The organism is Nocardiopsis quinghaiensis, assembly GCF_008638365.1.
GTDB classification, from domain to species: domain Bacteria; phylum Actinomycetota; class Actinomycetes; order Streptosporangiales; family Streptosporangiaceae; genus Nocardiopsis; species Nocardiopsis quinghaiensis.
Genome location: NZ_VWVU01000001.1, coordinates 228,985 through 253,519, shown reverse-complemented (window position 1 = coordinate 253,519; position 24,535 = coordinate 228,985). Strand labels below are relative to the sequence as shown.

The 24,535-nt window shown below is 69.0% G+C and carries 21 protein-coding genes; 6 read left to right on the top strand and 15 right to left on the bottom strand.

Features of this window, described 5'->3' with window-relative positions; genetic code table 11:
- Positions 1-64: 64 nt before the first annotated feature.
- The 10 genes from FYX01_RS05940 to FYX01_RS05895 form a co-directional block, all read right to left on the bottom strand.
- Positions 65-1,240 (bottom strand): ABC transporter substrate-binding protein, encoded by a 1,176-nt coding sequence (locus tag FYX01_RS05940; RefSeq protein ID WP_150238348.1) that lies wholly within the window; start codon positions 1,238-1,240, stop codon positions 65-67.
- A 308-nt stretch (positions 1,241-1,548) separates the two neighbouring features.
- Positions 1,549-2,757 (bottom strand): ABC transporter substrate-binding protein, encoded by a 1,209-nt coding sequence (locus tag FYX01_RS05935; RefSeq protein WP_150238347.1) that lies wholly within the window; start codon positions 2,755-2,757, stop codon positions 1,549-1,551.
- Between the two features lie 116 nt (positions 2,758-2,873).
- Positions 2,874-3,125, bottom strand: a complete 252-nt coding sequence (locus FYX01_RS05930; RefSeq protein ID WP_263363689.1) for an AMP-binding enzyme — start codon at positions 3,123-3,125, stop codon at positions 2,874-2,876.
- 92 nt (positions 3,126-3,217) lie between these two features.
- Entirely contained in the window at positions 3,218-3,400 is a 183-nt protein-coding gene (locus tag FYX01_RS05925) for an AMP-binding protein (protein ID WP_150238343.1), read from the bottom strand.
- 586 nt (positions 3,401-3,986) lie between these two features.
- Positions 3,987-4,844, bottom strand: a complete 858-nt coding sequence (locus FYX01_RS05920; RefSeq protein ID WP_150238341.1) for a MaoC/PaaZ C-terminal domain-containing protein — start codon at positions 4,842-4,844, stop codon at positions 3,987-3,989.
- A 75-nt stretch (positions 4,845-4,919) separates the two neighbouring features.
- Positions 4,920-5,831, bottom strand: coding sequence for a hydroxymethylglutaryl-CoA lyase (locus tag FYX01_RS05915; RefSeq protein ID WP_150238339.1), 912 nt, complete (start codon positions 5,829-5,831; stop codon positions 4,920-4,922).
- Entirely contained in the window at positions 5,828-6,913 is a 1,086-nt protein-coding gene (locus FYX01_RS05910) for an acyl-CoA dehydrogenase family protein (protein ID WP_150238337.1), read from the bottom strand. The genes FYX01_RS05915 and FYX01_RS05910 overlap by 4 nt, the downstream gene beginning before the upstream one ends.
- A gap of 69 nt (positions 6,914-6,982) precedes the next feature.
- Entirely contained in the window at positions 6,983-7,528 is a 546-nt protein-coding gene (locus FYX01_RS05905) for a TetR/AcrR family transcriptional regulator (RefSeq protein ID WP_190394197.1), read from the bottom strand.
- A 162-nt stretch (positions 7,529-7,690) separates the two neighbouring features.
- The gene (locus tag FYX01_RS05900; protein WP_150238333.1) at positions 7,691-8,884 is read right to left on the bottom strand and encodes an acetyl-CoA acetyltransferase; all 1,194 of its coding nucleotides are present in this window, start codon (positions 8,882-8,884) and stop codon (positions 7,691-7,693) included.
- On the bottom strand, positions 8,884-10,272 hold the full coding sequence (locus FYX01_RS05895) for a hydroxymethylglutaryl-CoA synthase (protein ID WP_150238331.1): 1,389 nt from the start codon (positions 10,270-10,272) through the stop codon (positions 8,884-8,886). The genes FYX01_RS05900 and FYX01_RS05895 overlap by 1 nt, the downstream gene beginning before the upstream one ends.
- Positions 10,273-10,418: 146 nt before the next feature.
- Between FYX01_RS05895 and FYX01_RS05890 the strand changes: the two genes are divergently transcribed.
- The 3 genes from FYX01_RS05890 to FYX01_RS05880 are packed head-to-tail and all read left to right on the top strand — an operon-like array spanning position 10,419 to position 13,137.
- Positions 10,419-11,624, top strand: a complete 1,206-nt coding sequence (locus FYX01_RS05890) for an acyl-CoA dehydrogenase family protein (protein ID WP_150238329.1) — start codon at positions 10,419-10,421, stop codon at positions 11,622-11,624.
- Positions 11,621-12,649 carry a TIGR03617 family F420-dependent LLM class oxidoreductase gene (locus FYX01_RS05885; RefSeq protein WP_150238327.1) on the top strand — a complete coding sequence of 343 codons (1,029 nt, stop codon included), beginning with the start codon at positions 11,621-11,623 and terminating at the stop codon, positions 12,647-12,649. The genes FYX01_RS05890 and FYX01_RS05885 overlap by 4 nt, the downstream gene beginning before the upstream one ends.
- Entirely contained in the window at positions 12,646-13,137 is a 492-nt protein-coding gene (locus tag FYX01_RS05880) for a nuclear transport factor 2 family protein (RefSeq protein ID WP_190394196.1), read from the top strand. The genes FYX01_RS05885 and FYX01_RS05880 overlap by 4 nt, the downstream gene beginning before the upstream one ends.
- Before the next feature lie 615 nt (positions 13,138-13,752).
- Here FYX01_RS05880 and msrA read toward each other — a convergent pair.
- Positions 13,753-14,415: a peptide-methionine (S)-S-oxide reductase MsrA gene (msrA, locus tag FYX01_RS05875; RefSeq protein ID WP_150238323.1), complete on the bottom strand. Its 663-nt coding sequence runs from the start codon at positions 14,413-14,415 to the stop codon at positions 13,753-13,755.
- A gap of 116 nt (positions 14,416-14,531) precedes the next feature.
- Here msrA and rarD point away from each other — a divergent pair, with 116 nt between their 5' ends.
- From rarD to FYX01_RS05860, 3 genes are all read left to right on the top strand, one after another.
- Entirely contained in the window at positions 14,532-15,560 is a 1,029-nt protein-coding gene (gene rarD / locus FYX01_RS05870) for an EamA family transporter RarD (protein ID WP_150238320.1), read from the top strand.
- 120 nt (positions 15,561-15,680) lie between these two features.
- Positions 15,681-16,691 carry a flagellar associated protein gene (locus tag FYX01_RS26035; protein WP_190394195.1) on the top strand — a complete coding sequence of 337 codons (1,011 nt, stop codon included), beginning with the start codon at positions 15,681-15,683 and terminating at the stop codon, positions 16,689-16,691.
- A 221-nt stretch (positions 16,692-16,912) separates the two neighbouring features.
- Positions 16,913-17,983, top strand: a complete 1,071-nt coding sequence (locus tag FYX01_RS05860) for a hypothetical protein (protein ID WP_150238316.1) — start codon at positions 16,913-16,915, stop codon at positions 17,981-17,983.
- Between the two features lie 88 nt (positions 17,984-18,071).
- Here FYX01_RS05860 and FYX01_RS05855 read toward each other — a convergent pair whose 3' ends face one another.
- The 4 genes from FYX01_RS05855 to nuoL all read right to left on the bottom strand — a co-directional run bounded on the left by FYX01_RS05855 (position 18,072) and on the right by nuoL (position 24,533).
- A complete protein-coding gene (locus FYX01_RS05855) occupies positions 18,072-19,076 on the bottom strand; it encodes a polyprenyl synthetase family protein (protein WP_150238314.1) in 1,005 nt (334 codons plus the stop codon).
- Positions 19,077-19,254: 178 nt separating this feature from the next.
- A complete protein-coding gene (gene nuoN, locus FYX01_RS05850) occupies positions 19,255-20,892 on the bottom strand; it encodes an NADH-quinone oxidoreductase subunit NuoN (RefSeq protein ID WP_150238700.1) in 1,638 nt (545 codons plus the stop codon).
- An 8-nt stretch (positions 20,893-20,900) separates the two neighbouring features.
- Positions 20,901-22,586, bottom strand: a complete 1,686-nt coding sequence (locus FYX01_RS05845; RefSeq protein ID WP_150238312.1) for an NADH-quinone oxidoreductase subunit M — start codon at positions 22,584-22,586, stop codon at positions 20,901-20,903.
- Positions 22,587-22,589: 3 nt separating this feature from the next.
- Positions 22,590-24,533 (bottom strand): NADH-quinone oxidoreductase subunit L, encoded by a 1,944-nt coding sequence (gene nuoL, locus FYX01_RS05840; RefSeq protein WP_150238698.1) that lies wholly within the window; start codon positions 24,531-24,533, stop codon positions 22,590-22,592.
- Between the last annotated feature and the right edge of the window lie 2 nt (positions 24,534-24,535).

Sequence of the window (24,535 nt, the reverse complement as noted above, 5' to 3'; positions counted from 1 at the left end):
CACACGGTGGATCCGATCTCGTCAGGAGGCCCGGACCGACCGTCGTATCTCCGGTTTCCGGTCCTCAGCCGTCCCATCTGACGATGGTTCCGTCTTCGGACCACCGCAGGTAGGTCGCTTGGGAGTCCATTCGCGCCTGGCCGTCCTCGTAGATGACCGGTCCGTACACGGTCTCGAGTTCGGTGATGCTCGACAACGCGGCGGCGACTTCCTCGGGCTCTCCGGAACCGGCCTCCTTGAGTGCCTCGGCCACTAGCCACATCGCCGTGTACCCCTGGGCCCCGTACATGTCGGGCTGGGAGCCGTACTCCTCCTCGTAGAGCTCCACGAAACGACGTGCGGTGTCGTTCTCCGTCAGTTCGGCGTGGAAGGGGCTGAAGAAGATCGTGTTGCGGAGTCCCGCCCCGGACGTTTCGAAGAGTTCGGCGCTGTCGATGCCGTAGTTGGCCAGGATCGGCTTCTCGAATCCGCGTTCACGCAACCCCCGGGCCAGAAGGGCCGAGGGGGTTCCCAGCATCGAGCTGACGACCACGTCGGGGTCCAAGGACTGGACCTCGGTCGCCGCCTGCGTGAAGTTGGTGTCGGCGGACTGGGTGTTGATGCGCTTGAAGACCTCGACACCGTTACGTTCGAGCGCGGCTTCCCAGACATCGGCGTCGGCGACCATGCCGTCGTTGTCAGCCGTCACCAGAAGCACCGCGGTACCGATCTCCTCAGCGGGCACGAGGGCATCGATGAACTGGTCGTACAGACCGCCCGGCTCCGAGGGGATGATCACCGGCCGCACGAGGTGGGGCGGGTCCGCCAGGTCGGGCAGGACGGCCGAGGTGACGACGCCCGGGGTCCCGGACTCCGCGATCACCGGCGCGAGCGCGCCGGCCTCCGAGGAGAGGCCGCAGCACAGCACCGCGCTCGCCCCGTCGGCGATGTACTGCCGATACAGGGAGATGGCCTGGGCCGGGTCGTTGTTGATGTCGTCGATCTCGAGCTCAACGGTGGCCCCCTCACCGAGGAAGCCGGTCTCGTTGATCTCCTTGACCGCCAACTCCGCACCTTCGGTGATGGGCACGCCGGCGAAGGCGGCCGGGCCCGAGGTGAGCGCCGGGAACCCGACGAGATAGCTCGTTCCGTCGTCCGTGCTCTCGGATCCGGCGCACGCGGTCGCCAGGAGCATGGCCAGCGCGGCGGCTCCTGCGGTGAGGACACGACGACGCGCGCGTCCCCGATGATTGACGATCATGGGATCTCCTTCTTTCTGAAGACTTCTCGACACGATGAGGCCCGCTTCGGCCGACTTTTATCGTGCTGACATTCTGATCAGCCCAGACCGACCCACTCAAGCGATGGTCGACTTGATAATTCAAAATTCTTCTGGGGCTGTGCCGCCTGATGCTCTTGCATCGAGGGTTTCTTTAGGAAACCCTTCGCTGTTCTGCGGTAGATGTCTTCTTTATTCTGTGTGCCGGAGCACAGCAGCTCTCTTTGCTTGTCGAAAGCACCCCAATAGCTGGGCGTGAGAGTTTCGGTCCGCGACGCTTCGTTCGAAGGTCAAGGGTCCATCGGTTCCCAGAGAACCACCTCACCATCGGCTCCCCACACCAGGTGCCGCGCCGACTCCGCGACCCGGGCCTGCCCGTCCTCGAAGGTCAGGCTTCCGTAGACACTCTCCAGTTCGGCGAGGTTCGACAGTTCCTCACCGACCGTCTGCGGATCGAAGCCTTCTCCGGCGACGATGGCGGCGATGAGTGTCTGCGCCGCTGTGTATCCCTGGGCCGCGAACATGTCGGGCGGCGCTCCGAAGGATGCCTCGTACTCCACCGCGAACTGGGCCCCGGCCTCGTTGACAGGGTGCTCCGCGTGGAACGGCGTCGGGAAGATGGTCCCCTCCATCATCCCGGCCGAGGCCTCGTAGGCGGCCGCGCTGTCCGCGCCCACATTGGAGACGATGGGTCGGTCGAAGCCGCGTTCCCTGAGGGAGCGCGCCAGGGAAGCGGTCGAGGAACCGATCGCGCTCGCCACGACGATGTCGGGGTCCTTCGCCACAATCGTCGTCGCGGCGCCGGTGAAGGAGGTCTCCGCCGTCCCGGCGCTGATCGTCTCTAGGACCTCGATCCCGTTGCGTTCGAGTCCCTCCGCGTAGACCCGGGCGTCCTGGACCATGGCGTCGTTGTCGTCGTTGACGACCATGACCGCCGTCTCGAACCCCGCTTCGGCCACGGCGTCGAGGAACTCGTCGTAGATACCGCCCGGTTCCGAGGGGACCTCGAACGGTCGGAAGAGATGGGGCGGCTCCGCGAGGTCCTCCAGGATCGAGACGGTGACGACGCCCGGTGTGACCGACTGAGTCATCACCGGTCGGAGGGCTCCCGCCTCACTCCCCAGGGTGCAGCACAGCACCCCGGCCGCGCCGTCGGCCTCGAACTGTCTGTACGCGGCGATGGCTGCGGCGGGGTCCCCAGCCACATCCACGATCTCCAGCTCGATCGCGGTTTCCGCGCCGAGAACACTCTGCTCGTTGGCCTGTTCGACGGCAAGCTCGATGCCCTGGCGGACCGGCACCCCGGCGAAAGCCGCCGGACCGGACATGCTGATGGCCGTACCGAGGAGAACCGTTTCCGGATCGCTGGCGGACGACCCCTCAGCACCGCAGCCGGCTGCGACCACGACGACAGCCGCGACAGCGAGCCGACCACAGCTCTGGAAGATGGTGGTGCGAGACACGACCCCTCCCTCCTTTTCAAGCAACTGCTTGATCAAATTAAGGCTGATAATTACACAGTGACCGGCATCACGCAAGGGGGGGGGTGTGTAACCGACCCTCCCCCTGGCCGTGGATCCTCACCCCGGATGAGCGGGCACAACGCCCGACCGACTCAGCCGCCGGCCTCCTCGGTGGCCGTCATGACCCGCCGACGGACCTCGCCCCTGCGCACTTCTCCCGTCGCGTTGCGCGGCAAGGCGACGACGAACGCGACACCCGTCGGCACCTTGAACCGGGCCAACTGTTCCCGGCGGTGCGTGAGCACCGCCTCCTCGTCGAGTTCGCTGCCAGGTGCACGCACCACCACCGCGAGGGGCGACTCACCCCATCGCCGTGACGGCACCCCGACCACAGCGGCGTCCACGGCACGGGGAGCGATGCCAGCACCCGTTCGATCTCAGCCGGACAGACATCCTCGCCACCGCTGATCAGCATGTCCTTGAGGCGGTCGTGCAGCTAGAGGACCCCGTCCTCGCCGAACGAGCCCGCATCGCCCGTACGGAACCAACCATCCGCTCCGGCTGAGGCCGCCTCCTCCGGAGCCCGCCGATAGCCCCGCATCACCTGGTGCCCGCCGACCACCACCTCACCGTGGGCACCCGGCGGTAGCGCCTCCAGCGAGTCAGGGCCGCGAAGCATGATCGGTTCCTCTCCTCAAGGGTGGGGAACAGGCATTCCTCCTGTTGTTCGGGGACCGCCCGGTAGAGGGTGTTGTCGATTCAACGCCGAAGGCGAAGGAAACCCTCGCGCTCACGCCGAAGAACCTCTGGTTCGAGCGGGTACAACTCACGCTTCAGGAAACGTCGGACCGTCTCCACGATCGTGGCCTGCTCACCGGTCGGGACGAAGTCGATAGCCATCCCAGCCCTGCCCCGGCTCGTGAAGCGTGCGCTCAGACCCCTGCTCCCGGAAGGTTCCGTGGTCGAGCGGGACCGGTCGGCCCCTCGACCACGGCTGGCACGGGCACCTTGGACGGCGAGGCGGGGAGCCGACGGCGTACATCGGCGGTACGTCGACGGAGCCGTACGCGGCGGTGAGGGGCGGTGCCGCCGCGGCAGCGGCCAACAGCCCTCGGAAGGGATGTGCGTTTCATGTGACCCACCCCTCTATTAATCGCTTGCTTTATTGAAGCGTTCGCTTGATTTATATCACATGGATATGACCTGTGTCACATATTGGATCGAGGCCTTCCCGCCGTCCCCCCGAACCGGGCCCCAGGCGGGAGTCACCTCGGCCGCAGCTCCATCCGGCCACGGTCGAGCACCGACTCACCGGCCTCGTTGAGCGTACGGAACAGCACACTCGCACCACTCGCCGTGGCCCAGGCATGAATCGTCAGCTCGTCACCGGGCAAGACCGGACGGGTGAAACGACCACTCATCGAGGCCACGCGCCCCGCGTCCCCGTGAGCCAGTTCGTTGACAAGGATCCGAGCCGTGTAGCCATAGGTGCACATGCCGTGCAGGATCGGACGGGGGAAGCCCCCGCGCGTCGCGAAGGTCGGATCCGAGTGCAGCGGGTTGCGATCACCGGTCAGCCGGTAGAGCAGCGCCTGCTCAGGGCGGGTGCGCACACGGATATCGAGGTCAGGGTCCCCGCTGGAAAGCTCCCACGGAACATTCTCGCCACGCTCACCTCCGAAACCGCCGGCGCCTCCGAGGAACGCCCCGGTGCGGTTGCGTGCGAGCAACCTGCCGGACTCCTTGTCCACCAACTCGGTCTCGGTCCACACGATGGCGTCATGGCCCTTGTCCCACATATCGGTGACGACGGTGGTCGCGGTGGCGTCGCCCGCCGCGGGGAGCGGACCTTCCAGGTACATCGCCTGCTCGGCGTGGACCGCCCGGGTCCGGTCGTAGTCACCGATGTCGGGGAGTCCCTCCCCGAACCCCAGCACCACCGCGAAACTCGGGATGACCTGCTGCGCGACTCCCTTGGAGTTCTCCGTGGTGAACGCCAGTTCAGCGAGCGGGTCCCGCTGGCCGGCTCCGACCGCCAACGCGTACAGGAGCGAGTCACGGTCGGTCCAGCTGACAGGCCAGGGCCCGACGGTGGTACCGATTCGGCTTGGATCCAAAGGCATGAGGGTCCCTCCTTGGAGATGGCCTGGTGGGTGGCGGCGCCCACACGACGGGTAGGGGCGTTGGGGGCTAGCGGATCAGACCGCCAACCTCGTACGGGGTCCGGCTTTAAGCAGCCGCGACGGAAGTTCCCTGCCCACGATCCGTTGCGCGGTCCCGGCGACTTCCAGCATGCGGTCGAGGTCGACACCCGTCTCGATGCCGAGTTCGTGCAGGAGGTAGACGGCTTCCTCGGTGGCGATGTTCCCGCTCGCCCCCGGCGCGTACGGGCAACCTCCCAGCCCGCCCACACTCGCGTCGAAACGGTCCACCCCGACCTCCAGGCCGGCGGCGAGGTTGGTCATTCCGGTACCGCGGGTGTCGTGCAGATGCAACGCGACCTGTACATCGGCGGACGCCTCCCGGAAGCTTCCGAGCAGACGTCGCACTCGGGGCGGAGTACCCATACCGGTCGTGTCACCGAAGCAGATACCGTCCGCCCCCGCGGCCACGGCCCTCGTGGCAAGGCTCCTCACGCGCTCCTCGGGGACCTCCCCCTCGTAGGGGCATCCGAACGCCGTGGCCACGATGACCTGGCACGCGACCTCGCTGTCATGGGCGAACTCGATCAGCTCCGTGATGGCCTCCATCGACTCCTCCGGAGTGCGGTTCACGTTGCGCTGGTTGTGGGTGCGTGAGGCCGAGACGACGACCTCGATGTCGGTGAACCCCGCCTCGATGGCACGGCGCGCACCGATGAGGTTGGGCACGAGGGCGGAGTAGCGGATCGCGGGATCACGACGGTGGCCTGCCCAGACCTCGTCGGCGTCGGCCATCTGCGGGATCGCTCGCGGATGTACGTAGGAGACCGTCTCGATCTCGGTGACACCGGTGGTCGCGAGCTCATCGATGAGGCGGATCTTGTCAGCGGTCGGTACCGGCGGCTCGTTCTGCAGTCCGTCCCGCGGTCCGACCTCGCGCAGCACCACGCGAGCAGGAAGATCGCTCATGTCAGCCCCTTTTCCGCTGCCACGAAACTCCGGTGCAGCGTCGGGGTACCGTACAGCCCCCGGCACGCCATCACCCGACGAAAATGGTGGGAAAGCTCGTGCTCCCAGGTGAAACCGATGCCACCGTGCACATGAGTCGATTCGCGCAGGATGTGAGTAGTGGCGTCACCCACCAGGGCCGCGGCGGCCGACGCGGCCTCCCTCCATCCGTTCGCCTGCTCCTCACCGAGGCGCAACGCCTCACGAACCGCGCTGCGCGCCAGTTCGAGCTCGGCGTACATGTCCACCAGCTTGTGCTTGACCACCTGGAACGACCCGATCGCGCGACCGAACTGCTCGCGCGTACCGGCGTACTCCCTGGCGAGCTCGAACGCACGGTCTGCGGCACCCAGCGCGTCCGTGGCGATCAGCAGCGAACCCACACACCACGCATCACGCGTGGCCGCCTCCACGGTGCCTCCCCTGGCGATCACCCTCGCCGGCGCTGCGGTGAGCTCGACCGAAGCAAGCCCTCGGCCCGCGTCGGCCCCGTCCTGCGCCCGGACCTCGACGCCCTCACCGTCGCTCCGCACCGTCACCAATGTCGGTTCGCCCGCCTCATGCGCCACCAGCAACAGATCCGTTGCGTGAGTGCCGCTGTCGACGAACCGCCGCCGACCGTCGACCCGCCCCTCCCGTAACGTGGCGGTACTCACCAGGCTCTCCCCGGTGGCGTCTTCGTAGAAGGCCGGGACCACGACACGTCCTTGCTCGGCGATCTGGCGTTGGAAACGGGAGGTGTCATCGGGATCGACGGTGCGCAGCAAACTCACCGCCGCACCGGCGACGGCGGCCAACGGGCCCGACCACCCATGGCGTCCCGCCTCGAACAGCGCGGTGCCGAGTTCGACCAGGCCGGCCCCTTGCCCTCCCAGGGCGTCGGGAACGAGCAACCCGACGACGCCGATCTCGCAGGCCAGACCGGACCAGGCCTGCGGCAACGTCTCGCCCTGGTCCCTGTTGTCCTCGACCGGACTGTTCTGTTCCAGGTAACCGGCGATGACCGGCCCGAACTCAGCGTTCAACGCGAACGACTCAGCCATGACTTCTCCTTCGATCGAGCAACCGCTTGCTAAGCGAGGGGCGCCCGGCGTTGTGTGCTGTGGATCGACTCAGTCGGTCGCCCGCATCCCGTCGAGGAAAAGCGAGCACTGCACATCGATCACGTTGTCCACCGTGTTCTCCCCGTGCGGATCGAACCAGCGGATGACCGTCTGGATCGACCCCAGGACAGTGCGGTAGATCATTCGGGTACCGAGGTCCGAGCGGAAGACACCGGCCGCCACCCCCTGCTCGATCACATCCAGCCAGATCTGCTCGACCTCGCGCTGACGGATCGCGACCATCTTCAACGGGCCGACGTAGTGCCAGTCGTTCTGCAGGATGGTCACCTCGTCCCTGTACTGAACGACACCGCGCAACGCGACCCGGATCAACTCCTCGAAGGCCTCCACCGGGTCGTTGGACTCCTTGACGGCACGCCGGTACCCCGCCACCGTGATCTCGAGATAGGAGGACAGGACCTCCTCCACCATCTCTTCTTTGGAGTTGAAGTAGTAATAGAGGCTCCCCGAGAGTATCTCCGCCTCGTAGGCGATATCGCGGACCGTCGCGTTCGCGAACCCCTTCTCGGCGAAGACCTTCGTGGCGGCGCGCACGATTTCCTCCTTGCGCGCGACCCCCGTCGGTGAACCTGTGGATCGGCGCCGTGTTGTACCCATATATTTTTCCTTTTCTGACATGGCTCAACATGGTGCCATAGTCGGCCCGGGGACTGAGACCTCGATGTACCGGCGCCCTCCGATCCGCGTACGCCGTACTCAGGTGACGGGCGCCCGGGACGACACGATAGTGACCGCGCTGACGAGATCACCTGGACTGCCACCCTGGTTCTGCACCAGGCCGAACCCGGGAGTGGGGACCTGCCGATCACCGGCTTCGCCTCGGAACTGCAACCACATTTCGAAGAGCATTCGCAGCCCACTCGCCCCGATCGGGTGACCGAAACTCTTCAGACCACCGTCGACATTCACCGGGAGCGTGCCGAGGCGATCATACCGACCGTCCAGGACGTCGCGCCACGCCTCACCCCGTTCGGAGAGCCCGAGCTCCTCCATGAGCACGAGCTCGGTCGGCGTGAAACAGTCATGTACTTCGGCCAGGGAGATCTCGGTAGCCGGATCCGTGATTCCCGCCTGGGCATAGGCCGCCTCCGCCGACAGACGTGACTCGGCGAGATCGGAGTAATCGTAGTCACTGTCGTTGCGCCCGGTGCCCGCTCCGGCGTCCAGCGCCAACGCGTGCACGTAGAGTGGCCGGTCGGTGTACTTCAACGCGTCCTCGGCACGCACGACCACCGCCGCGGCTCCGCCGTCGGCGACGCCCGAGCAGTCGAAGAGGCTGAGGTTGCCCGCCAAGGCCGGTGCGGAGGCGATGGTCTCCTTCGACATCACCTTGCGAAACTGAGCACGCGGGTTGAGCGCGCCGTTGGCGTGGTTCTTCCAGGCGATGTGCGTCATCGCCTCCTTGATCCGCGCCTCGCTGAGGCCGTACCGGCGGGCGTAGGCGGGCACGATCATCGAGTACATCGCCGGAGCGCTCAGCACAGGCGGCGTACCGTCATTGGGCACGCTCGGCATCTCCAAACCGGAGTAACCGGCGTCCTTGAGCTTTTCTCCTCCTACCGCCATCACCACGTCGTACGCACCCGAGGAAACCGCGTAGCAGGCATTGCGAAACGCCTCCGAGCCGGTCGCGCACATGTTCTCGACGCGGGTGACCGGCTTGTGCGCCAGGCCCAACGGCCGGGTCAGTGTGAGACCGGAGACACCGGAGGTCATCACCCCCAGCCAGAAGGCGTCGACCTGTTGGAGGTCGAGTCCGGGCACACTGTCCACCGCCCCGTGGGTCGCCTCTATCAGGAGGTCGTCGACCGAAAGGTCCCAGTGCTCACCGAACTCCGTGCACGCCATCCCCACGATGGCGACGGGGTTTCTCAACGCATGGGTACCCATCAGCAGCCTCCTTCTCGGTGCGGACGCACCTTCCAGATGTAGTTACGCACCTTGTTATCGGCGACGCCGGCGACACGGAAAGTCGGCACCACGGGGTCCCCGGGGTTGACGGTGCGGCCCGCCGCGTCCGCCAACTCGAACTCGAACCGGCCCCCACCCTCGAAGTCGACCGCGGCGACCTTGGCCGGAAGCTGCACGGACTCGGAAAGCCAGTCATCGGTGAGCGTCGCCACGTACGCCGGAACGTCGATCATCGGCTCGGGTTCGGAGGAATCGCGTGCGTTGCACCGGAGACAGACCCGGCGCGGCGGCAGGTTACGGTACTCGCACTCGCGGCACCGGCCCGCGACGAAACCGAACTTCCATCCACTGGCGCGGAGCGAGGCCGGTGGAACCGGCGGTTTGAGGGCGGGGCGTCGTGCCGGCTCACGCGGGAGCAGACCTCGCCAGGTCAGGAAATCGGCGTAGGAGATCTCCGCGGTCGAGGTGCCGAGGGTTTCCAGACCGCTTCCCCCGGGACGGTGTCGCTCGGTCATCCGGAAGACGAAAGCGTCCGCGCCGTCCACCACGCTCATCGCCAGAACCAGGTCCCCCGGCGCGGCCGCCTCGAACGCGGCGACCAGACCGACCCCGAGGTCGGCGGCACCGGCGTACCCCAGATCCGCCACGGCCCCGAGATCCCCCTGCTCGGCACTGAACTTCTTCTGCAGCGCCGCACCTGTTCGCGAGTGCGGGGTACTGATCACGACCTTGCGAAGGTCTTCGGACTTGATCTCACAGCGGTCGAGCACGTCATCGAGGGCGCGTTGCCCGAGAGGAACGTACTCCTCGGCACCGAAGCGGTCCTCCCAGGTGTGTGTCCGTGTCTCTCCGGGCTCGCGCCAACGTTCCAGCAGCTCCCTGGTGATCGACACGCTCGCGACCAGTTCCGCCACGGCCTGGGGACCTACCACGAACCCCGCTGACGCGTCGGCGCCTTCCGACTCGTCAACGGAACCGGGCAACGCGTACCGCAGGTCGGACGCGACCACGACCGCGCTGCCTTCCGCGAGACCGGCCCGCAGGGCACCCGCGCCGCCCCGTAGCGCGCCGCCGACGTCATAAGCCGCGCATCCTTCGGGCAACCCGCCGGCGGTCGCGACGGTCGCGGCGTTGGACTTCTCCAGATAGGCCGGGCGCGACGTGGCGAACCACAGCGACCCATCGATGTCGCGCGCTGACACGACCGCTCGCCGCACCGCCGCGACGGCGAGCGTCGTGCTGTCCTCGTCGTACGAGGCGACAGGGCGGGCACCGCGTCCTCTGGGGGTTCCGAGCGTCTCGCCGATGGCCGCACGAACCAGGCGGCCGCTCGGGACATAGACGGCGTAAGACTCGATGCCGGCCACGCAACCTCCGTTCTGCCGCACACCTCTGGGCCGCGGCATTTAAATCAAGCACTTGCTTTGCTACTGTAAGTGCCCTCACCCACCACCGCAACCATGAGGGGGAGCAGCGACGTCCAGCGGTAACACGGGATCTGATCAGGAGAGTCATGAGCAAACCAGTGGCGCCCCCGGGGCTCGACGAGTTCAGGCGCGAAGCGACCGAGAAGCTCTCAGGGTTCGCAGAGCGACGACAGACGGAAGCGACACGTTGGGGCGTCGGGGACGACCGTGTCTCCGTGGTCGCGGAACCCTCCGAGGGCGAGGCCGAAGAACTGAGCGCACTGCGCCGATACCGCTCCTACCTGGTCGAACACGGGCTCGGATGGGTGGACGGCCCGCGTGCTTTCGGCGGTCGTGAACTCCCTTCGGCGCATGCCGCCGTCCTGCGCGAGGTCGAGTCGGAGTTCGATCTCCCCGATGACGCCTACGTGCGTTTCAGCGTCTCGACCCTCACACCGACCCTGCTCGCACACGGCACCGAGGACCAGCAGCGCTACTGGCTACCCCGTCTGCGTTCTGCGGAGTCGATCGCCTGTCAGCTCTACTCCGAGCCGGGCGCGGGCTCGGACCTGGCAGGACTGTCGACCCGCGCGGTCCGCGACGGCGAAGGCTGGCGCATCTCGGGTCAGAAGGTCTGGAGCTCCGGCGCCCACTACAGCGACGTGGGACTGTGCATCGCACGCACTTCTCCGGAAAAACCCAAGCACTCCGGGCTCACGACCTTCCTGCTGGATCTGGACGCACCCGGGATCGAGATCCGGCCGATCCGGCAGCTCACCGGCGGTGCCTCCTTCGACGAGGTCTTCCTCACCGACGTCCACGTCCCGGACGAGCGGCGCGTAGGCGAGATCGACGCAGGGTGGGCCGTCGTCATCACGTCCCTGCTCACCGAACGATCGGCTATCGGCACCGAAGTGGGCGTCGACGAGGCCCTGGTCGAGCGGCTCCTCGACCTCGTGCGCCACGTCGGCGCGCCCCTCGACACGCGGACACGGGACGCCGCGGCGCAGATCGCCATCCGCGCTTGGGCGGCACGACTGACCACCGCACGTTTCCTGGAAGGCGGCGGTACTCCCGGGCCCGAACTCGCCCTCAGCAAACTGCTCGCCACCGACCTACTCCGCTCCATGAGCGATCTCGCCGCCGACATCCTCGGCGCCGCCCACGTCGCCGATTCCGGGGACTGGGGCACCTACGCCTGGTCCGAACTGGCACTGGGCCTTCCCGGGCTACGGGTCGGCGGGGGAACCGACGAGATTCTCAGGAACACCGTGGGCGAGCGGGTCCTCCATCTACCGAAGGATGCACGTTGAAGATTGACATGGGTTTGATCGGCTCTTCGGCGTTCGGCTGCGGACCGGCCTCGGCCGGAGCAGAAGCCGTGGGTTTCGACGGTGTCTGGGCGAGTGAGAGCGTCACCGACGCGTTCCTGCAATCCCAGGCCGCCTTGATGGCGACGAAGGACATCAACGTCGGCACCGCGATCGCGGTGGCCTTCGCCCGCAACCCGATGTCGACCGCGTACTTGGCCTGGGAACTGGCCGCGATGTCGGGGGGACGGTTCACTCTGGGGCTGGGAAGCCAGGTCCGGGCCCATGTCGAACGCCGGTTCTCCATGCCCTGGGACTCTCCGATCGCACGCATGCGTGAATTCCTTCAGGCGCTGGACGCGATCTTCACCTCCTGGCGGGAAGGGACCCGTCTGGACTACCAGGGTCAGTACTACCAGCACACCCTCATGAGTCCCGTCTTCACACCGCACCACCACGAACACAGGATCCCGACCATGATCGCCGCGGTCGGCGCCAAGATGACCGAACTCGGTGGCGAGCTGTGCGATGGGCTGTTGCTGCACGGTATGACGACGACCGCCTACCTCGACGAGGTCACCCTTCCCGCGCTGGAGAGGGGCCTCGCCACCTCCGGACGGAAGCGTTCCGATGTGGAGCTCTACGTCCCGCTCTTCATGGTGATGGGTGATACCGAGGAGGAGATCACCGAGCGCGCACACAATGCACGCGAGCAGATCGCGTTCTACGCCTCGACCCCCGCGTACCGTCCGATCCTGGAGAGCGTCGGCTACGGCGGACTCCAGCCGGAGCTGCAAGCTATGTCCCGGCAGGGCCGTTGGTCGGAGATGGGGGAACAGATCGACGACACCCTGCTCCACGAGATCGCGCTCGTCGGCTCACCCGAGGACATGCCCCGCCTGTGCCGGGAGCGGTACGCGGGACGGCTGGATCGTGTGTCCTCCTACTACCCATGGCCCGGCAACGACCCCGACCGCCTGCACGAAATCATCGCGGGCTTCGCCGACACGACCGAGAGGAACCTATGAATCCCACCACCCTCCACGAGCTGCTGGACCGCTCCCGCATCGCCGACACACTGCACGCCTACAGCCGCGGTGTCGACCGCCGCGACATCGACCTGCTGGTCGACCTGTTCGCCGAGGACGCCACCTTCGACTACGGTCACGGCAACCTCGCCCGTGGGCGCTCCGCACTCGCCGATCTCTTCAGGGAGTCGACCGGGCGGTACACCGCCACGAACCACCACTGCTCGACGATCAGCTACCTCTCCCTCAGCGAAGGCAGAGCCGAGACCATCACCTACGTCTATGCCTTCCACGAGAACACCACGGCCGACCTCCAACTGCATGTCTGGGGCAACTACGAAGATCGGTTGACCGACGAGGGCGACCGGTGGCGGATCGAAGAACGCCGGGTGCGAATAGCGGGTGTCAAAACCCTCTCGGGCGAAGAGTTGCCCAACCGTTTCGAACGCTATCTCCGGGGCGAGCCGGCCCACGGCCGGCGCCCCTGAGTCGCCCAGGCCCGAAGACGCAGCGGTCCACGGTAGTGGTGTTGCTTCAGATCAGCGCCCCACACGTTGGAAGGCTCGGGAGCGCGGGATTCGCACGGGGCCGGGAGCAGAGACCCCGTGACGTCGGTCGCGGTCAACCGCACTGCCGAGCTGGCGCAGACGCGGCGGATGTTGAACAGGGCCATGGTCGGACATCCAACTCATGGGCAGTCGTATTCGACTGCGTGCGAGGGGTGATCGCCCCGTCACGGCTGGCCGGGTCCTGGCGGGGCTTGCACGGCCATGCGGGTGGCGCGTTCGCACAGCTCATCGGGGTGTTTCCTCGGGGCTGGCATGTCTGGCATCCTTCCCAGGTCTGCGAACCTCCATCACACCCGGTACGAAACAGCCGAAGCAGGCCCGTTTTTCAGCGGGCCTCCGGTCGTGCAACCGCCCCCGGCGAGTCGCTGAAAACACCCCTTCCCCGTACGTTCCACCTCCAGCGACCTCCACCCACCCGCGCCGGGGCCGTGGGCGCCCCAACCATCATTGAATGATGGTTGAGCCATCACTCAACCATCATTCGAGCGTGCACGGGCGTACTCGCGCATGCTCGGACGTACTACTCGGCCGCGGTCACTCCGTGGAGGCCACACCGATCGGGCAGCTGGCGCCGGTGCCGCCGATCCCGCAGTAGCCGCCCGGGTTCTTGGCGTCCGACAGGTACTGCTGGTGGTAGTCCTCGGCGAAGTAGAACTCCTTGAGCGGTGCGATCTCGGTGGTGATCGGCCCGTAGCCCGCTCCGGTCAGTACCGGCTGGAACGCGTCGCGGCCGGCCTCGGCCGCGGCCCGCTGGGCGTCGTCGTGGTACAGGATCGCCGACCGGTACTGGGTGCCGATGTCGTTGCCCTGGCGCATCCCCTGGGTGGGGTCGTGGCCCTCCCAGAAGACCTTGAGGATCTCCGTGTACGAGATGCGCTCGGGGTCGAACACCACGCGCACCGCCTCGGTGTGGCCGGTCAGGCCCGAGCACACCTCCTCGTAGGTGGGATTGGGCGTGTAGCCGCCCGCGTAGCCCACCGCGGTCGTGATGATGCCCCGCTCCGGGCCCAGACGCCAGAACATGCGCTCGGCGCCCCAGAAACAGCCCATCGCCACGTCGGCGATCTGACTGCCCTCCGGGTAGGGCGGCGTGAGTCTGGTACCGAGGACGGTGTGCTCTCCGGGCTCCGGCAGCGGGGTGTCGCGGCCGGGAAGGGCGCGGGCTGGGTCGACCATGGTCGTCTTTGTCCCGAACATGTGTCCAGGGTATCCACGGGAGGAGTGCGGCGCACGGCTTCCGCCCGGCCTGTGGACGACCGGTTCAGGGCGAAAAGAGGGAGACACTCCGGAGAATTCGTCCTACCATTACGGGCGTGCCCGAATCCAACCGCGGCGTCGCCCTCGGGGCCCTCGCCTTCCTCCTGTGGGGCGTTGCGGCCCTGTACTGGCCCCTCCTGTCCGCCGCCGAGCCCAGCGAGATCCTCGCCCACCGCATGGTGTGGTCCCTGTTGGCGATGTGCGTCTTCCTCCTCCTCACCCGCACGGGCTGGTCCTGGCTCCCGGCGGTGGTGCGCAGCCCCAGGCGGCTGCTGCCGGTCGCCGCGGCGGCGGTCCTGATCTCCCTCAACTGGTGGGGGTTCATCTTCTCGGTCTCCATCGAGCAGACCCTCCAGGCCTCGCTCGCGTACTTCATCAACCCGCTGATGTCGGTGTGCCTCGGGGTGGTGTTCTTCTCCGAGCGCCTGCGGATCATCCAGTGGGCGGCGGTCGGCCTGGGCGTCCTGGCCGTCATCGTGATGGCCGTCGGCTACGGCGTGACTCCCTGGCTGTCCCTGCTCATGGCCTCCTCCTTCGCCGCCTACGGCGCGGTGAAGAAGTACGTGGACCTGGACGGCATGCAGAGCCTGACCGTCGAGACCCTGGTGATGTTCCTGCCCGCGCTGGGCTTCGTGGTCTACCTGGAGGCCACGGGAACGAGCAGCGCGCTCTCGGTCTCGCCCGCCCACACCGCCCTGCTGGTCGGCAGCGGCTTCGTGACCGCCGTTCCGCTGCTGTTGTTCGGTATGGCCACCCGCAAGGTCCCCCTGAGCATCATCGGTATGCTCCAGTACATCACCCCGACCCTCATCTTCCTCGCGGGCTGGCTCGTCCAGGGCGAGGAGATGCCGCTCGCCCGCTGGCTGGGGTTCTCGCTGGTGTGGCTGGCCCTGTGCGTGTTCGCCTTCGACCAGGTGCGCGGCCTCCGGTCCCGACGCGCGGCCCGGATCCGGCACGACGGGCCGGCCGGGCCGGTCGGAACGGCCGAGGCGTCCGGGACGGCCCGCGGGCGGGGGCCCGGAACGCGGACGCCTCCCCGGAAGCCGCTCTCCGAGGACCCGGCACGACCGGACCCCGCGAACTGACTCCGGATTCCCGGTTTCGAAAAACCCAAACTACCCTCTGTGACTCTGTGCTAACGTCAGGTCGCGGGCCGGGGACCTCTCCCGGCTCCGACCCGGCCGCACGTCCCGGAGGGCCCTTCCATGCCTCGCACCAGCCGAACGGCAGGCGCCATGCGCGCCGCCGCGGCCGTGTGCCCGCCGGCGCCCTCCCTGGTCCTCCTGCCGCTGGTGGTCGGCGCCGTCATCGTCGGCCTGTGGCTGCTCGGCGCCGCTCCCGCCTCCGCCTCCGCCTCCACTGACGAGGGTTCCGTCGGCGACGGCTCCGGAGTCACCGGTGCCCTCCGCGAGGCCCCGGTCAGTACCGACTCGCCGGCCGACGGTTCCCTCGGGAGCGGCCCGCTGGGAGAGGGCGTCCTGGACGGCGGGCCCCTGGACGAGAGCGCCCCGGACACCGCCGCTCCGGACGGAGGCTCCCTCGGTCTGCGGGACACCGCGGCCCTGGAGGGGCTGGTCCCCGGCGGGGTCGCCGAACCTGTCACCTCCACCCTGGGGAGTGTCCACCACCGTCTGGAGGAGGGCGCCGAGCGCACCGCCGCCGGGACGGCCGCCGTTCTGCCCGAGGCCACCCGGAGGGTCGGCGAGGTCGGTGCGGGGGCCCGCCAGGTGGTCCGGGAGCTCGACCGGACGGGCGGCACCGTCGAAAGCACCCTCGCCCCGGTGACGAGGACGGCCATCGCCCCCTCCGCCCCTCCTGCCCGGAACGGCGAATCCGGCACCGACCGGCGCCCGGCCGGACACGAGCGGTCCGAGGGCGGGACCACGGAGCGCGACACCGCCCATGACCACTCCCCCCGCGCCGTCCTCGGCGCCTTCCCCACCGCCGACTCCTCCGTTCCCTCCGAGGGCTCCGCGGACCGCGACTCCGGCGCCCGGGCACCCGCCGCCCCGGCCGCCCCAGCCGCCCCCGCCGCTCAGCTGACCACCGGCTCGGCCGCGCCCACCGGAGGCTCCGCCCCCGCGCCCGGCGTCGCGGGTTACCTCACCGCCGCGCCCGTCCCCGCGCCCGACGCCGGAGCCGTGCCGCTCGCCGCCCACGCCCTGCACCCCGTACCGGGCGGTCCGAGCGACGACCCCACGGTCTCCCCCGACTAGGACGGGCCCCACCGCGCGGCTCTCGCCCGCGCACGGACCCGTTCCCAGCCCCGGCCCTTCCGCGCCGAGTCCTCTGGGAGTTGACGTGAGTCCCGTGCCGCCGTTCACGGAACTCACGTCAGCCGGTGGTCCGCCCCGGCTCCGGCCGCCCGCGCCCCATGCGCACGGCCGCCCCGTATCCACTGATCCAGATCCGGACCGCATCCTTCGGAAGGAAACCCATGACACAGAGCAAGCGCATCCCAGCCCGGACCGTCCTCCTCGCCGCGGGAACGGCGGGCTTCATCGCCCTCGGTTCCGGGGTGGCGGGCGCCGAGACGCTCTCCTCCCCCGTCCACGAGATCGCGCCCGTCGTCGAGCGGGCTCTCGTCGAGGGTGTCGCGCCCACCGTGAACAGCCTGGCCCCCGAAGGCGTCGGACCCGTCGCGGACAGCGCGCTGTCGGAGCTTCAGGAGACCGCGCACAACCCCGACAAGCCCGCGCCCGACCTGTCCGCTCCGCTGCCCGAGGGCGAGGCCCTGCGCACCCCGGTCGGCGAGCTGCCCAACCCGACCTCCGCCCTCGCCGACACCGTTTCCAGGACCCAGGACGCCACCGGACTGGACGGCGACCCCCACGACACCGCCGGCCACGACCTCGGCAGGGCCCTCGAACAGGGCGGCCAGCAGGCGGGCGTCGCCGTGGAGGACGCGGCCACCCGCACCGGTTCGCGCGCCGAGGAGACCGCCATGGAGGTGCTGCCCCACACCGTGGAGTCCGTCTACGCGCTGCGTGAGTCGGTGGACCTGCCCAGGATCGGCCAGGTCGCCCAGCTGCCGGACACCTCCGGCCTGCCCTCGCCGACCGGCGCCCTCGGCCTGACCGACTCCGCCACCGTTCCGCAGTCCTCGCCGAGCGCGCCCGGCCTCGGGGACCTGGCCGGCGCCGTCCTGGCCGGCGACGTCCCGGCCGCCGAACTGGAGACCGTCAACGTGGACGGCCCCCTGGCCGACTCCGGACTGCCCCGCGTCTCCGGCACCGGCCTGCCCCTCGTCGACGACACGGCCGACGCCACCCTGCCGCAGCTCGCCGACGCCGGTCTGCCCCGGGTCGCCGAGGACATCGACACCCAGACCGCCGAGGACCTGGTGAACGAGCTCGGCCGGGGCACGGACCTGCTGAACGATCTGGACACCGGCGACCTGGTCTCCGTCGACGGGGGGACCGTCCCGCAGGAGACCCCTGAGGGCATGACCCAGCACCCGACCTTCATGGAGATGCCCGGCTTCGAGGCCCTGCCCGTCGTGAGCTAGCCCCGACCACGACGACGGCGCCGTCCCGGTGGGGCGGCGCCGTCGTCATGTGCCGGGTGGCGGCCTGTGTCCGCGGGCTGTGGCCCGGTCAGCCGGAGCGCTCGACCACGTAGTCGCACAGCGACTCGAAGGCCTCCCTCGCGGGGACCTGGGGCAGGGTCACCAGTTCGGCGCGCGCCTTGTCGGCCCAGCCCCGCAGGGTGGCCCCGGCCTCGGCCATCGCCGGGTGCACCCGCAGCAGGGCCAGGGCCTCCTCGGCCTCGTCGTCGTCCAGCGGGCGGCCGAGCAGCGACTTGAGCCGCGCGTCGGACGCGTCCCGCGAGCGCAGCGCGTAGAACATCGGCAGGGTGAGCACGCCCTCGCGCAGGTCGGTGCCCGGGGTCTTGCCCGAGTCCATGCTCTCGCTCGCCACGTCCAGGATGTCGTCGGCCAGCTGGAAGGCCATGCCCAGGGCGTCGCAGGCCCGCGTGACCGTCCCGACCGTCTCCGGGTCGACCTTGCCGAACATCCCGCCGAACTCCGCCGACGACGCGATCAGCGACGCCGTCTTGTCGCTGATCACCCGCAGGTAGTGGTCCAGCGGGTCGGCGCCCTCCGGCGGGCCCGAAGTCTCCAGGATCTGTCCCTGCACCAGGCGCGCGAACGTGACCGCCTGCAGCCGGACCGCCTCGGTGCCCAGGTCGGCGAGCATCTCCGAGGCGCGGGCGAAGACGTAGTCGCCGGTCAGGATGGCGATGCTGTTGCCCCAGCGCTGGTTGGCGCTCGGCTCGCCCCGCCGCAGCTCGGCCTCGTCCATGACGTCGTCGTGGTAGAGCGTGGCCACGTGCGTGAGCTCCACCACGGCCGCGGCCGGGATGAGGTCGGGCACGGTCGGGTCGCCGAAGTGGGCGGCCAGCAGCACCAGGGTCGCGCGGAAGCGCTTGCCCCCGGCCTCCAACAGGTGGGAGGCGGCCTCGGTCAGCAGGGGGTCGCTCGACGTGACCGACTCCCTCAGCAGGCTCTCGACCTTCTCCAGGTTGTCCTCGACCTCACGGACGAGGGCCGTATCGACTCTCGGCAGAGCGAGAAACCCGCTCGGGACAGCACCGCTCACCGTAAAGCTCCACCTGTTGAACGGGCACGGCGGTGACCCCCGGTGAGGGGGCCACCGCGTGCTCGGCACATGAACATGATCCGACTTGCCACGGTATCCGACCCGGAATGAACAGCCAAAGCCACACCCGGATACGGGACCGTCCGGTGCCCAAGCGCAGGTCAGACCTGATAACCGGTCATTCCGCGCCTGTTTCCGTGGACGTCTGGTCCACCATCACCGCGACCGGGTCGGAGCCGATCTCCGAGGACGGCAGCATGTGGTCCAGCACCGGTCCCGGGTACAGGCCGAGCAGCAGCGTCGCCGCCACCCCGATCACGATGACCCCGCCCGTGGCCGCGCCCGCGCGCACCACCATGGGGCCCTCGCCCTCCGGGTCCCGGAAGAACATCACCACGATGATCCGCACGTAGAAGAACGCGGTCACCACGCTGCTCAGGACACCCACCACCACCAGCGGGGTGGCACCGGCCGCCACGGCCGCCTCGAACACCGCGAACTTGCCGATGAAGCCGCTGGTCAGCGGAATACCGGCGAAGGCCAGCAGGAACAGTGCCAGCGCACCGGCCAGCGCCGGGGAGCGGCGGCCCAGCCCCGCCCACCGGTCCAGGTCACCGAGCTCCTGCCCGCCGTCCCTGGTCCGCACCAGCGTCACCACGGCGAACGCGCCCAGCGTGGTGAACCCGTACGCCGCCAGGTAGAACATGGCGCCCGCGAGCCCGTCGGTGCTGCCCGCCACGACCGCGGTCAGGACGAACCCGGCGTGCACCACGGACGAGTAGGCCAGCAGCCGCTTGACGTCGCGCTGGGTGACCGCGATGACCGCGGCGACGACCATCGTCAGGACGGCCACCACCCACAGCATCGGCTGCCAGCTCTCCGCCGAGCCGCCGAAGGGCACGAAGAACACCCGCAGCAGCGCGCCGAACGCGGCGACCAGCGTGCAGGAGGCCATCAGCGCCGTGATCGGGGTCGGCGCGCCCTGGTACACGTCCGGCTTCCAGTTGTGGAAGGGCACGGCGCCCACCTTGAACAGCAGGCCGATCGCCACCATCCCGATGCCCATCAGCAGCAGCGGCTCACCGTCGCCGCCCTGGAAGATCTCCGCGCCGCCCGCCTCGACGGCCTCGCGGATCTCGCCGAAGTTCACCGATCCGGCGTAGCCGTAGACCATGGCGGCACCGAACAGGAAGAAGGCCGAGGAGAACGCGCCCAGCAGGAAGTACTTGACCGCGGCCTCCTGCGAGAACAGGCGGCGGCGCCGGGCCAGCCCGCACAGCAGGTACAGCGGGAGGCTCATCACCTCCAGCGCGATGAACATCGTCAGGAAGTCGTTCGAGGCCGGGAACATCAGCATGCCCAGCACCGCGAACAGCACCAGCGGGTACACCTCGGTGTGCTGGGAGCCCGCCAGGATGTGCGCGCGCTCCTCCTCGCTTCCGGGCACCGTCGCCGCCTGCGCGGCGAAGGCGTCGCGCCCGTCCCTGCGCTCGGAGATCAGCAGCAGGCTCACCAGCGCCAGCACGGTGATGGTGCCCTGGAAGAAGATCACCGTCCGGTCCACCGCCAGCACGCCGGCGGCGATCGTCACACCCGGCTCCTCGGCGGGCAGCGAGCCCACCTGGAGCACCAGCAGCACGAACGCCGTCAGCAGCGCGAGCACCGCGAGTCCGATCTGGATCCCGCGGCGCCGTCCCTTCGGTACGAACGCCTCGAACAGCACACCCAGAACACCGGCGGCGAACACCACGACCAGCGGCGCGAGCAGCCACCAGTCGATGTTCGGCGGCGTCTCGGTGATGACGGGAAGGTCCATGTGGGGGATCACTCCGCGTCTCCTTCCTCTTCCTGGGCGCCCACGGCGCTCTCACTGCCGCCGTCCGCGGCCGTGTCCGCCGTCCCGGAGCCGATACCGACGGTGCGCTCGACCGCCGGGTTGATCACGTCCAGCACCGGCTGCGGGTACAGGCCGAGCACGAGGATGAGCGCGAGCAGCGGGGCGACGGCCCACGTCTCCCGCGCGGACAGGTCGCGCAGACCGGTCAGCCCCTCCTTGGTGGGGCCGTTCATGGTGCGCTGGTACATCCACAGGATGTACAGCGCGGCCAGCACCACGCCGACCGCGGCGATGACCGCCGGGACCGGGTTGAACGCGTACACCCCGACGAACACCAGGAACTCGCTGACGAACGGCGCCAGGCCCGGCAGCGCCAGACCGGCCAGGCCCGTCACGAGGAACACCCCGGCGAGTCTGGGCGCGACCTTCTGCACACCGCCGTAGTCGCTGATGAGCGAGGAGCCGCGGCGGGCGATGAGGAAGCCCACGACCAGGAACAGCGCCCCGGTCGCGAACCCGTGGTTGACCATGTACAGGGCGGCTCCGGCCTGCCCCTGCGCGGTCAGGGCGAAGATGCCCAGGGTGATGAAGCCGAAGTGGGACACCGAGGTGTACGCCACCAGGCGCATCATGTCGTTCTGCCCGATGGCGAGGACCGCTCCGTAGATGATGCTCACCAGGCTCAGCGCCACCACCGGCCACACGAACCACGACACTGCCGCCGGGAACAGCTCCAGGCAGTAGCGCAGCATGCCGTAGGTGCCGACCTTGTCGAGCACGCCCACGAGCAGCACGGCGGTACCCGGGCGCGAGGCGCCCGCCGCCGAGGGCAGCCAGGTGTGCACGGGCCACATCGGCGCCTTGATCGCGAAGGCGATGAAGAAGCCGAGGAACAGCCAGCGCGCCGTGGCCGGGTCCACCGCGGCGAGGGCGCTGCCCTCGCCGACCAGGTCGGTCCACAGGAAGCTGCCGCCGATGACGTACACGCCGATCACCGAGACCAGCATGATCAGGCCGCCGGCCAGGCTGTACAGCAGGAACTTGGCCGCGGCCCTGGCACGGTCGTCGCCACGTCCGTAGCGCCCGATCATGAAGTAGACCGGGATGAGCATGGCCTCGAAGAACACGTAGAACAGGAAGACGTCGGTGGCGGCGAAGACGCCGATCATCATCGCTTCCAGGACCAGGATGAGCGCGAAGTACCCGCGCCCGCCACCGGGACGGTCCTCGTGTTCGTTCCAGGCGGCCAGGATGACCAGAGGCACCAGGACGGCCGACATCAGGATCATCACCAGGGCGATGCCGTCCACGCCCACGGCGTAGTTGACGCCGAAGCGCTGGATCCAGGGATGGACCTCCTCGAACTGCAGGCTTCCGGCCTGGGAGGTGTCGAACCGCAGTGCCATGGCCGCGACCACGAGCAGGGTGGCGATCGAGAAGCCCAGGGTGAGCCGCTTGGCGGTCTCGGCCGACCCGCCGCCCCCGGCCGCGGTGGCGGGGCGGACGGCCGTGGCCGTGCCGCCGCCGTCCGCCGGGGCCTCGGCGGCCCTGTCGGCCTTGGCGGTCCTGACGGCTTGGGCCGGGGAGGCCTTCGCCGCTGTGCGCGGTAGTGCCCAGACCAGGGCCGCGCCGACCGCGGGGAGCGCGATCGCGATAGTGAGCCAGGGGATCATTGTCTACAACCTCACAGCCAGCGTCGCGGCGACGACGACGGCGCCGAAGAGCATGGTGAGCGCGTACGTGCGGGCGAACCCGGTCTGGGTCCGGCCCAACCCCTTGGAGGAGTCGCGCACGCCCGCGCCGAGTCCGTTGACCGCTCCGTCGATGACCTTGTCCTCGATGAGGAGCAGCGCCCCGGTGAGCGCCTGGCCGGGCCGCATGATCAGGCCCTCGTTGATCTCGTTGCCGTACAGCTCGCGGCTGGCGGCGACGGTGACCGGGTTGCCCTTGGGAGCGGTCTCGGCCACCGGCCTGCGCAGGTACACCGCCCAGGCGGCCGCCACGCCGACCACCAGTACGCCCAGGGCGGCCAGGCCGTAGGGCGAGGTGAACGCGTGCGCCACGTCGAAGTGGTGCGGGTGGGCGCCGGTGGCCGGGGCGAGGAAGCCCGCGAACCGGTCACCGAGCGTCAGGAAGGCGCCGAGCGCGACCGAGCCGATCGCCAGCACCACCATGGGGGCGGTCATGCTGACCGGCGACTCGTGCGGGTGCACGCCCTCGTCCCACCGCTTCCTCCCGAAGAAGGTCATGAAGACCATCCGCGACATGTAGAAGGCGGTGAGCCCCGCGCCGACGATGACGGCCGTTCCGAGCACCATGCCCTGGGTTCCGCCCACCCCGAAGGCCGCGGAGATGATGCTCTCCTTGGTCCACCAGCCCGACAGCAGCGGGAAACCGATGATGGCCAGGTAGCCCAGGGCGAAGGTGGCGAAGGTGACCGGCATGATCCGGGCCAGTCCGCCGTACCTGCGCATGTTCACGCCGTCGTTCATGGCGTGCATGACCGATCCGGCGCCGAGGAACAGCCCGGCCTTGAAGAAGCCGTGGGTGACCAGGTGGGCGATGGCGGCCACGTAGCCGACCGGGCCCAGCCCGGCGGCCAGCACCATCATGCCGATCTGGCTCATCGTGGACCCGGCCAGGGACTTCTTGATGTCGTCCTTGGCCGAGGCGATGATCCCGCCCGCCAGCATGGTGGCGGCGCCCACGACGGTGACCGCGGTCTGGGCCACCGGGGCGCCCTCGAAGACGGGTCCGGCGCGCACGATGAGGTACACGCCGGCGGTGACCATGGTGGCCGCGTGGATGAGCGCGGACACCGGGGTCGGGCCCTCCATGGCGTCGAGGAGCCACGCCTGCAGCGGCAGCTGCGCGGACTTGCCGCAGGCGCCGAGGAGCAGCAGCAGCCCGATCGCCAGCAGCACGCCGTCGCTCGCGCCCGGGACGGCGGCGAACACGTCGCTGAAGCTGACCGCGCCCATCACCGAGAACATGATCATGATCGCGATGAGCAGGCCCATGTCGCCGACCCGGTTGATGAGGAACGCCTTCTTGGCCGCCACGGCCGCGGAGGGCTTGTACTGCCAGAACCCGATGAGCAGGTAGGACGCCAGGCCCACACCCTCCCAGCCGAGGAAGAGCAGCACGAAGTTGTCCGCGAGCACCAGCACGAGCATGGCCGCCACGAACAGGTTCAGGTAGGCGAAGAAGCGCCGCCTGCCCGGTTCCTCGGCCATGTAGCCGACCGAGTAGACGTGGATCAGCGAGCCCACGAAGGTGATCAGCAGGGCGAAGCTGATCGAGAGCGGGTCCACCAGCAGGTCCACCCCGGCTTCGAGGCCGCCGACGGAGAACCACTGGTAGACGGGGACGGAGACGCTGCGCGCGTCGGAGGCCCTGCCGAGCAGGTCGAACAGGACGAGGAGGGCCCAGACGAAGGAGGCCGCCGGCAGGGCCGTGGCCAGCCAGTGCCCCCACTTGTCGGTGCGCCTGCCGCCGAGCAGCAGGATCGCCGCGCCCGCGAGCGGCAGGGCGATGAGCAGCCATGCGCCCGACAGCACCGCGCTGTCGGCCGCGGTCGCCACCGCGGGTTCGGCGGCGAGGTACGCGTGAGATGTCACAG

Excerpts from the sequence above, each read along its gene's own strand:
- FYX01_RS05940 (WP_150238348.1), bottom strand. The coding sequence starts at position 1,240 with ATGATCGTCAATCATCGGGGACGCGCGCGTCGTCGTGTCCTCACCGCA.
- FYX01_RS05925 (WP_150238343.1), bottom strand. The coding sequence starts at position 3,400 with ATGCTTCGCGGCCCTGACTCGCTGGAGGCGCTACCGCCGGGTGCCCAC.
- FYX01_RS05920 (WP_150238341.1), bottom strand. The coding sequence starts at position 4,844 with ATGCCTTTGGATCCAAGCCGAATCGGTACCACCGTCGGGCCCTGGCCT.
- FYX01_RS05915 (WP_150238339.1), bottom strand. The coding sequence starts at position 5,831 with ATGAGCGATCTTCCTGCTCGCGTGGTGCTGCGCGAGGTCGGACCGCGG.
- FYX01_RS05910 (WP_150238337.1), bottom strand. The coding sequence starts at position 6,913 with ATGGCTGAGTCGTTCGCGTTGAACGCTGAGTTCGGGCCGGTCATCGCC.
- FYX01_RS05900 (WP_150238333.1), bottom strand. The coding sequence starts at position 8,884 with ATGGGTACCCATGCGTTGAGAAACCCCGTCGCCATCGTGGGGATGGCG.
- FYX01_RS05890 (WP_150238329.1), top strand. The coding sequence starts at position 10,419 with ATGAGCAAACCAGTGGCGCCCCCGGGGCTCGACGAGTTCAGGCGCGAA.
- FYX01_RS05880 (WP_190394196.1), top strand. The coding sequence starts at position 12,646 with ATGAATCCCACCACCCTCCACGAGCTGCTGGACCGCTCCCGCATCGCC.
- msrA (WP_150238323.1), bottom strand. The coding sequence starts at position 14,415 with ATGTTCGGGACAAAGACGACCATGGTCGACCCAGCCCGCGCCCTTCCC.
- FYX01_RS26035 (WP_190394195.1), top strand. The coding sequence starts at position 15,681 with ATGCCTCGCACCAGCCGAACGGCAGGCGCCATGCGCGCCGCCGCGGCC.
- FYX01_RS05860 (WP_150238316.1), top strand. The coding sequence starts at position 16,913 with ATGACACAGAGCAAGCGCATCCCAGCCCGGACCGTCCTCCTCGCCGCG.
- nuoN (WP_150238700.1), bottom strand. The coding sequence starts at position 20,892 with ATGGACCTTCCCGTCATCACCGAGACGCCGCCGAACATCGACTGGTGG.
- FYX01_RS05845 (WP_150238312.1), bottom strand. The coding sequence starts at position 22,586 with ATGATCCCCTGGCTCACTATCGCGATCGCGCTCCCCGCGGTCGGCGCG.